This window comes from Micromonospora inyonensis (assembly GCF_900091415.1).
GTDB classification, from domain to species: domain Bacteria; phylum Actinomycetota; class Actinomycetes; order Mycobacteriales; family Micromonosporaceae; genus Micromonospora; species Micromonospora inyonensis.
This window is the reverse complement of the sequence record NZ_FMHU01000002.1, coordinates 545,838-554,120: the sequence shown is the minus strand read 5'-3', so window position 1 is coordinate 554,120 and position 8,283 is coordinate 545,838. Positions and strand designations below refer to the sequence as shown.

Here is an 8,283-nt window from a genome sequence, read left to right as displayed (position 1 = left end):
CCCCGGCAAGCATCGGTGCCGGGCCCTGCCCTCGGACCGGACCGCCCGCAGGGTGAGGACCTGTCCTGGCTGGACCACGGGGGTACGTTGCCTTTGTCCGGGCGGCCGGTACCTGCCTCGTCGGCGGGCACGGGTCTGCCTGGGCTGTCAGGGCTGCCCGGGCCCTTGACGCTGTCGAGGTGGACGAACAGCCCGTCGTCGCGGCGGCGGATCGACAGGTCAACGCCGTAGACGGTGATGACGACCTGCTCGCCCCGGTCGTCGGTGCCCGGGGCGGTCGGGTGGTGCCCGGTCCTCGTTCCGCCAGGATCATCCCGCCGGCCGGAACGTCCATACGACGAAGGCCGCCTCCCCTCCGGGAGGCGGCCTTCGTCGTGGTCGGACGACGCCGGTCAGTGCTCGGCGGTACGCCGGGTGCCGGTGTAGTACTCGAAGAGCAGGCCCGAGGCGGCCAGCACGACCGCCACCAGGCCCAGGCCGATCAGCCAGTACTGCCAGATCACCAGGCCGAAGCCGGCGATGGCGGCGGCGAGCGCCAGCCCGAACGGCCAGTAGCTGCCGGGGCTGAAGAAGCCGATCTCGCCGGCGCCGTCGGCGATCTCACCGTCGGCGCGGTCCTCCGGGCGCAGGTCGATCCGGCGGGCGACGAACCAGAAGAAGCCGCCGCACATCGCGCAGAGCATGAACGACAGCAGCAGGGCGACGGTGCCGACCCACTCGACCCGACCGGCGTCACCGGCCGTCCAGGTGCCGTAGAGGATCGTGACGAAGAGCAGGAACGCCGCGATGACGGAGAAGATCTTCCACTCGGTCCTCATGCCCGCCCCCTCAGCGTCCCGCGCCGGCCGGCGTGCCGGCCGCGTTGTTGAAGTTGCTGTTGGTACGCCGGGTCTCGAACGGCTCGGTGGTCGTCGCGTACGGGTCCTCGCCGATGGACTGGAGCGCCTCCTGCGTCGACCGGCCGTCCCGCTTCGCGGCGAGGAACCGGTCGTACTCCTCCGGCGACACGACCCGCAGCTCGAAGTTCATGAAGGCGTGGTAGCTGCCGCACAGCTCGGCGCAGCGGCCCACGTACGCGCCCTCGGTCACCAGCTCGGAGATCTCGAACTCGTTGCGGATCTTGCCGGGGAAGACGTCCCGCTTGAAGAGCAGCTCCGGCACCCAGAAGGAGTGGATGACGTCCTTGCTGGTCTCCTCGAACCGGATGGACCGGTTGGTCGGCAGCACCAGGACCGGGATGACCTCACTGGTGCCGAGGACCGAGGCGACGGTGTTGGCGTCCTTACCCAGGCCGTCGCGGTAGTTGAACTGCCAGTTCCACTTGAACGCGACGATCTCGACGACGACGTCCGGGTTCGCCGTGCGCCTCTCCACGTCGGTCTGGACGACCGCAGTGTAGTAGAAGAGCACCGAGACGATGAGGATCGGCGCGATGGTGTAGAGGAACTCCATCGGCATGTTGAACCGGGTCTGCACGGGCAGCTCGTTACCGCGCTTGCGGTAACGGATGATGCACCAGAAGATCAGGCCCCAGACGAAGACGCCGACCGCGAGCGCCGCGATGCAGGACGCGATCCAGAGGTCGTACATCCGCCGGGACTCGGCCGAGACGCCGCCCTGCGGCCAGCCGAACCCGTCGAACGCCGCACCGACGTCGCACCCCGTCAGCAGGACCAGCGTCGCCGCTGCGCCGAGACCGAGACCGGCGAGCCGCCCGGCACCCCGTCCCCGACGCCCACCGGCTCCCGGGGAAGTGCTGTGCCGTACGGCCGTCGGCCGTACCTCCGAACTCCTTGCGACCACCTGGTCCTGCCTCCCTAGCGCGCCGCGGTGTCTGGCCCGGTTCCGCCGGCCCGGCCGGCGGAGTGACAGCACCGCCGGCAAAGGCGTCACCGACGGTCGCAGATTACTCGACCGGGGCGGACCGGACCGCCCTGGGGTCGCGTGTCCGCCCCGGTCGAGGGATCCCGAACGGCTCCCACGCGCTACGTTGGCACCCGTGAGCGCTGCTTCGGTCTACCTGGACGCGGCCACCGCCGCCCCGTTGCACCCGGTAGCCAGACAGGCGCTGGGCGCCGCCCTGGCCGACGGTTGGGCCGACCCCGGCCGGCTCTACGCCCAGGCCCGCCGGGCCCGCCAACTCCTCGACGCGGCGCGGGCCGCCGCCGCCGAGACCCTCGGCGTACGCCCCGACGAGCTCTCCTTCACCGCCAACGGCACCACCGCCGCCCACGGCGCGGTGCTGGGCGGGTTGGCCGCCCGCCGGCGGGTCGGGCCGGTGCTGGTGCACTCGGCGATCGAACACTCCGCCGTGCTGCACGCCGCCGAACGGCACGTGGCGGGCGGCGGCGCGGCGGTGCCGGTGCCGGTGGACCGGCTGGGCCGACTCGACCTCGACGGCTGGGCGGCAGCGGTGCGCGCCCCCGGTGTGGCCTGGGCCAGCCTGATCGCGGCCAGCCACGAGGTGGGCACCGTGCAGCCGGTCGCCGAAGCCGCCGCCGCCTGCGCCGGGGCGGGGGTGCCGCTGCACGTCGACGCGGCCCAGGTGGTCGGCCGGGCACCGGTGCCCGCCGGCTGGTCGGTGCTGACCGCCAGCGCGCACAAGTGGGGCGGCCCGTCGGGCGTGGGGCTGCTGGTGGTCCGCAAGGGCACCCGCTGGGAGTCGCCCTGGCCGGCCGACGAGGCCGAGGCGGGGCGTACCCCCGGGTCGCTGAACCTGCCGGCGGTGGTGGCGGCGGCGGCGAGCCTGCGCGCGGCGGCGGCCGACGCGGCGGCCGAGGCCGCCCGGCTGACGCCGCTGGTGGAACGGATCCGGACCCGGGTCGCGGTGGAGGTGCCGGACGTCGAGGTGGTGGGCGATCCGGTGGACCGCCTCCCCCACCTGGTGACCTTCTCCTGCCTCTACGTCGACGGCGAGGCGCTGCTGCACGCGCTGGACCGGCGGGGCTTCGCGGTTTCCTCCGGGTCGTCGTGCACCGCGTCGACGTTGCGACCGTCGCACGTGCTGGAGGCGATGGGGGTGCTCTCCCACGGCAACGTCCGGATCAGCCTGCACCGGGAGACCACCGAGGCGGACGTCGAGCGGTTCCTGGCCGAACTGCCGGGGATCGTCGCCGACCTGCGCGCCGAGGCCGGCGTGGTGGGGCTGTGACCCCCGCCCGGCCCGCCGGGGCCGACCCGCGACGAGCCCCGACCACTGAACCGGGCGCGACCGCCGAGCCGGGCGAGGTGCTGGATTGTCGCGGGCAGCGCTGCCCGCTGCCGGTCATCGCCCTCGCCCGCCGCCTGCCGGACCTGCCGGTCGGCGCGGTGCTGCGGGTGCTCGCCGACGATCCGGCGGCGGCGGTGGACATCCCGGCCTGGTGCCGGATGCGCGGGCAGGAGTTCGTGACCGCCGTCGAGGGCCCCGGCTACGACGTCCGCCGCATCCACTGAGCCCCGCACCCTGGCCCGTCGAGCGGGCCTGGTCACGGACGCCTGGTTTCAGATTCTTCGTCCGGGGCAGAGGTTCTCCCGACCGAGTGGAACAGGGTGAGCCGATGCCCGCTCGGTCCCACGCCGTGACCGAGCGATGGCACGCCCGCGTGCCCGGAATGGAGCTGACGTGAGTGCACCCGATCTGACGCCCCTGTCGATGGACGAGTTGGCTGCCGAGTCGGCAACCGCGCTGCCGACCAAAGAGGTGATCTCGCTCCTCGACCTCAACGTGGACCTCGACCTCGCGCTGGACCTCGCGGCCCCGATCGACCTCGCGGTCGCCGCCAACGCCAACATCGCGGCCCCCATCGACGCCGCGGTCGGCGCGAACATCCTCTCCACCGGCTCGGAAGCCGCCGCCCTGTCCGACCAGGGCGTCCTCATCGAACAGACGCTCTCCGGCGAGGCGATCGCCACCGCTCCCCAAGACAGCACGATCGACCAGTCCGACGACGTCGTGGACCCGGGCAGCGGCGAACCCACTCCCACCGACCCCGGTGACCCCGGTGACGTGACCGTGCCGACCGACCCGACCTCGATGCTCGACGGTGACCTGCTCAACGTCGACGTGAACGTCGCTCTTGACGCCGACCTGGCCGCCCCGGTCGCGGGCGCCGTCGCCGCCAACGCCAACGTCGCGGCCCCGATCGACGCCGCAGTAGCCGCGAACGTCGCGTCGGTGGACTCCAGCGCGACCGCGATCTCCCAACAGGACGCCATCATCAACCAGCACCTCGACGACGTGACCGCGGAAGCCACGGCCGACCAGACGGCCGAGATCACCCAGTAACAGACATGAGTGTCATCGCGCCGATCGACACGAACGACTCCTCGGGGCGGGGCGCTGCCAGCACGGCGCCCCGCCCCGACGGGCGGCGGCCGGACAGCGGCGATCACCTCCCGGAGGGGTCGGAGGATTCCCGGCCAGAGGTGGTCCCGGCCCACGCTCCGGGACTGGAACTGCTGGGTGAGCTTCCCGGCTCCGGCTACCGTCAGCCACCTGGGCTGGTCCGACGCGCCGACGGGCAGACCTGCCAACTCACCCGACTGCTCTATCTGCTCCTCGAGGCGGTCGACGGAGAGCGGACATACCCGGAAATCGCGGAGATCCTGACCCGCACGACGGAACGGTTGGTGACGGCGGACAACGTCCGCATGCTGGCCGAGCGAAAGCTGGAGCCGCTCGGCCTCCTCCGGTCGGCGGACGGATCGGCTCCGGCGGCACCAAGGTCCAATCCCCTGCTGGCACTCCGGTTCCGGTTCGTGGTGTCGAACCCGCAGGTCACGCAACGGATCACCGCTCCCTTCGCGCTGCTGTTCCGGCCGTTCGTCGTCGCCGTCATGCTCGCCGCGTTCCTGCTGTCAACCGGATGGGTCCTTTTCGACAAGGGGCTGGCCTCCGCCACCCACCAGGCGTTCGACGAGCCCGGCCTGCTGCTGCTGGTCTTCGCGATCACGGTCGTCTCGGCCGGTTTCCACGAGTTCGGTCACGCCGCGGCCTGCCGGTACGGCGGCGCGATGCCCGGCACGATGGGCGTGGGCCTCTACCTGGTCTGGCCGGCCTTCTACACCAACGTCGACGACAGCTACCGGCTCGGACGGGCCGGCCGGATCCGGGTCGACCTCGGCGGGCTGTACTTCAACGCGATCGTCGCCGTCGCGATCTTCGTCACCTGGGCGGTCACCCGGTGGGACGCGCTACTGCTCATCATCGCGGCCCAGGTGCTGCAGATGATCCGCCAACTGGCGCCGTTCGTGCGCTTCGACGGATACCACATCCTGGCCGACCTGACCGGCGTACCCGACCTGTACTCCCGCATCAGGCCGACGTTGCTCGGGCTGCTGCCGACCCGATGGGGCCGGGCCGAGTCGAAGGTGCTCAAGCCCTGGGCCCGGGTGGTGGTCACCCTCTGGGTGCTGACCGTGGTGCCGCTGCTCCTCGTGTCGCTGGTCCTCGTGGTGACCGCGCTCCCCCGGGTAGCCGCCACCGCGTGGCAGAGCCTGGGGAACCACGCCGGACTCCTCGCCACCCACTGGGCGGCCGGTGACGTTCCCCGGATCGGCGTCGGCCTGCTCGCGATGCTCGCGATCTGCCTGCCGCTGCTCGGCATCGCGTACCTGCTGGTCCGCCTCGTGCGGCAGACGGTCACCGCCGTGTGGCACGCCACCGCCGGCAGGCCGAGACGCCGTGCCGCCGCGGTCGTCGCCGGCGTTGCCGTGGTGGCGGCGTTGGTCTGGGCGTGGTGGCCGGACAGCGCGAAGTACCAGCCCATCCAGAAACACGAACGCGGAACCGTCGCCGACGCCCTGCCGATGGCGAACCGGCAGCCCACCGTGCCGCCGGTGGACCGCCCACTGCAGGTGGGTCAGCGGCGCACCGTGACGACCGTCTGGCCGACGGCAGCCCCGCCACCCACCGAGGAACAGCGCCTCGCGCTCGTCATGGTGCCCCGGAACCCGGACCAGCCGGGCAACGGCACGCCAGCGCCCACCTGGGTCTTCCCGTTCAACCCGCCCGAGGCACCCCGCGCCGGGGACAACCAGGCTCTCTCGGTCAACACCCAGGACGGATCCACCGTCTACGACGTCGCGTTCGCCCTCGTCTGGGCCACCGGCGACACCGTCGACAACCACAACGAGGCCTACGCCCTGGCCAACTGCCAGAACTGCCAGACAGTCGCGGTCGCGTTTCAGGTGGTGCTCGTCGTCGGTCCCGCAGACGTGGTCGTGCCCCAGAACATCTCGGCGGCCGTCAACTACTCGTGCCGGGACTGCGTCACCTACGCGCTGGCCTCGCAGTTGGTCGTCACCCTGCCCGAAGGGTTGAGCGACGAGGCCAAGGCCAGGTTGAACACGCTGTGGGAGGAGATCGAACGGTTCGGTCAGCGCATCGAGGGGCTGTCCCCGCAGGAGATCGAGGCCCAACTGGCGAGTTGCAAGGAGCAGATCCTGGCCATCATCGAAGCCGACGCACCGGCCGCACCGGCCCCGAGTGGGGCACCCACCACGACCGCTCCGCAGAGCCCGTCGGCGACGGCGACCCCTACCGGCAGCCCCACGGCCACTCCGTCCGCCAACCCTTCCCCGGCTACGCGTCCGACGACGCCGGCCCCGAATCCGACGCCGCCGGCCACACTCACGAGCACTCCGACGCCACCGGACCCGAGCACGGAGGGAACGCCACCGGACCCGAGCACGGAGGGAACGACACCGGAACCGACCAACGAGCCGACGCCGTCAGCCGCCTCGGAGCAGTCACCGATCCCGTGATCCCCGCCCTGCGAAAGAGGGCTGGCCGGTAGCTCCGCCGTTGTGGAGCTACCGGCCAGCTTCATGTGGGGAGGCTCGGTGGGGCCGGCTCGTCAATCCAGACCAGGCGTAGCCGGCGACCGACCCGGCTGAAGATCCGTACGGCGCTGTCAGCACTCGGGAAGCGTCCGGCGTACGCCCGCTGGTCGCCACAGAGCAGGACCCCGTCGGGGAACGCGATGCCCCAGGCGAACACCGCCCCGTCGATCCGGTCGCCGTACTCCTCGCAGATAGCGAACCGGCGAGGTGCGAACTCGGTCACCAGGTCGACCAACATCTGGTGGAACTCCTCCGGTGTGCCCAACGGTCGCATGGCTCCGTCCCACATGCATGCCCTCCACCTCTTGAGATAGCTATACATATAGCGCGTTCACTTGCGTAACGAAAGCCTCACGGAGAGGATGTGTCGGTAGGTGCACGACGAGGAGGTACCAGGGTGGGGCCACGGAACGACCCGTCCGCGTTGCGCTGGTTGATCGGCGCCGAGCTGGCCCGCTACCGACGGGAGGTGCCGATGTCGCTCAGCGAGTTGGCCGCCGTCACCGGCATCGGCAAGCCGAAGCTCGGCCACATGGAGAGCGGGCGCTACCAGCAGTTCCCGGAGGACGTGGCGACGATCCTGCGCGCCTGCGGGGCCGACCAGCCGGCAACCGACCGGCTCATCTCGCTGACGGGTCGGGCCGACGCGAAGACGTGGTGGGCGCCGTGGGCGAACGTCGTACCGGACTGGTTCCGCACCTACGTCGGCCTCGAAGGGCTGGCCGACACCGCGTTCGTCTTCGAGTCCATGGTGGTGCCGGGGCTTCTGCAGACCGAGGAGTACGCACAGGCGCTCACCCTCGGAACCGGCTTCGTCCGGCCGGACCACGCCGAACGGTTCGTCTCGTTCCGGCAGACCCGCGCCCGGCGGCTCACCGACGAGGATCCGTTGACCCTGCACGCGGTGATCGGCGAGGCGGCGCTGCGGCTGCGGGTGAACGGCGAGGAGACCCGCCGGGCCCAGCTCCGCCACCTCGCCGCGATGTCCGAGCTGCCCAACGTCACGGTCCAGGTGCTCCGCCCCGAGGACGGGCCGCACGCGGCAACGCCACTGGGCAAGTTCGTCGTGCTGGACTTCGCGCACGTCCGGCCGATCGCCTACACCGAGGTGCTCGACGGGGCGATGTACGTGCAGGACCCGGACGGGGTGCGAACCTATAGCATGGTGGCCGACAACCTGCGCCAGGTCGCCCTCTCCCCCGCCGAGTCGCGCGCGTTGATCACGGAGTTGGCTGGCGCCCGATAGCCACGGAGGCCGACATGCCCACCCCCGACCTGTCCCGGGTCCGTTGGTTCACCAGCAGCCGGAGTGCCAACAACGGCGACTGCGTGGAGTGCGCGCTGTTGCCCGACGCGGTCGCGGTCCGTGACAGCAAGGACCCGTCCGGTCCGGTGCTCACCTTCAGCGCGGCCCAGTGGGCCACCTTCGTGGCCGCCCCGCCCCGCCGGCCCTGACTC

At 71.6% G+C, this 8,283-nt stretch carries 9 protein-coding genes; 6 read left to right on the top strand and 3 right to left on the bottom strand.

Annotated features, from left to right (window positions below; translation table 11 throughout):
• Window positions 1–392: 392 nt before the first annotated feature.
• Both GA0074694_RS17575 and ctaC read right to left on the bottom strand, forming a co-directional pair.
• Window positions 393–818: a cytochrome c oxidase subunit 4 gene (locus tag GA0074694_RS17575; protein ID WP_091459728.1), complete on the bottom strand. Its 426-nt coding sequence runs from the start codon at window positions 816–818 to the stop codon at window positions 393–395.
• Window positions 819–828: 10 nt separating this feature from the next.
• Complete coding sequence (gene ctaC, locus GA0074694_RS17570; protein ID WP_091459726.1) at window positions 829–1,803, bottom strand: aa3-type cytochrome oxidase subunit II; 975 nt, start codon at window positions 1,801–1,803, stop codon at window positions 829–831.
• A gap of 196 nt (window positions 1,804–1,999) precedes the next feature.
• Between ctaC and GA0074694_RS17565 the strand changes: the two genes are divergently transcribed.
• The 4 genes from GA0074694_RS17565 to GA0074694_RS31735 all read left to right on the top strand — a co-directional run bounded on the left by GA0074694_RS17565 (window position 2,000) and on the right by GA0074694_RS31735 (window position 6,747).
• The gene (locus GA0074694_RS17565; RefSeq protein ID WP_091459723.1) at window positions 2,000–3,151 is read left to right on the top strand and encodes a cysteine desulfurase family protein; all 1,152 of its coding nucleotides are present in this window, start codon (window positions 2,000–2,002) and stop codon (window positions 3,149–3,151) included.
• Between the two features lie 77 nt (window positions 3,152–3,228).
• The gene (locus GA0074694_RS17560; protein ID WP_091463345.1) at window positions 3,229–3,435 is read left to right on the top strand and encodes a sulfurtransferase TusA family protein; all 207 of its coding nucleotides are present in this window, start codon (window positions 3,229–3,231) and stop codon (window positions 3,433–3,435) included.
• 169 nt (window positions 3,436–3,604) lie between these two features.
• The gene (locus GA0074694_RS17555) at window positions 3,605–4,267 is read left to right on the top strand and encodes a hypothetical protein (protein WP_218105725.1); all 663 of its coding nucleotides are present in this window, start codon (window positions 3,605–3,607) and stop codon (window positions 4,265–4,267) included.
• Window positions 4,268–4,272: 5 nt separating this feature from the next.
• Window positions 4,273–6,747, top strand: a complete 2,475-nt coding sequence (locus tag GA0074694_RS31735; protein WP_091459717.1) for a zinc metalloprotease — start codon at window positions 4,273–4,275, stop codon at window positions 6,745–6,747.
• A gap of 61 nt (window positions 6,748–6,808) precedes the next feature.
• Here the strand turns inward: GA0074694_RS31735 and GA0074694_RS17545 are convergent, their stop codons facing one another.
• Complete coding sequence (locus GA0074694_RS17545) at window positions 6,809–7,114, bottom strand: hypothetical protein (RefSeq protein ID WP_091459713.1); 306 nt, start codon at window positions 7,112–7,114, stop codon at window positions 6,809–6,811.
• 108 nt (window positions 7,115–7,222) lie between these two features.
• Between GA0074694_RS17545 and GA0074694_RS17540 the strand changes: the two genes are divergently transcribed.
• Both GA0074694_RS17540 and GA0074694_RS17535 read left to right on the top strand, forming a co-directional pair.
• The gene (locus tag GA0074694_RS17540; RefSeq protein ID WP_091459710.1) at window positions 7,223–8,071 is read left to right on the top strand and encodes a helix-turn-helix domain-containing protein; all 849 of its coding nucleotides are present in this window, start codon (window positions 7,223–7,225) and stop codon (window positions 8,069–8,071) included.
• Window positions 8,072–8,085: 14 nt separating this feature from the next.
• On the top strand, window positions 8,086–8,280 hold the full coding sequence (locus tag GA0074694_RS17535; RefSeq protein ID WP_091459707.1) for a DUF397 domain-containing protein: 195 nt from the start codon (window positions 8,086–8,088) through the stop codon (window positions 8,278–8,280).
• The last annotated feature ends 3 nt before the right edge of the window (window positions 8,281–8,283 follow it).

Coding starts and splice junctions, on each gene's coding strand:
- GA0074694_RS17575 (WP_091459728.1), bottom strand. CDS start 818: ATGAGGACCGAGTGGAAGATCTTCTCCGTCATCGCGGCGTTCCTGCTC.
- GA0074694_RS31735 (WP_091459717.1), top strand. CDS start 4,273: ATGAGTGTCATCGCGCCGATCGACACGAACGACTCCTCGGGGCGGGGC.
- GA0074694_RS17545 (WP_091459713.1), bottom strand. CDS start 7,114: ATGTGGGACGGAGCCATGCGACCGTTGGGCACACCGGAGGAGTTCCAC.
- GA0074694_RS17535 (WP_091459707.1), top strand. CDS start 8,086: ATGCCCACCCCCGACCTGTCCCGGGTCCGTTGGTTCACCAGCAGCCGG.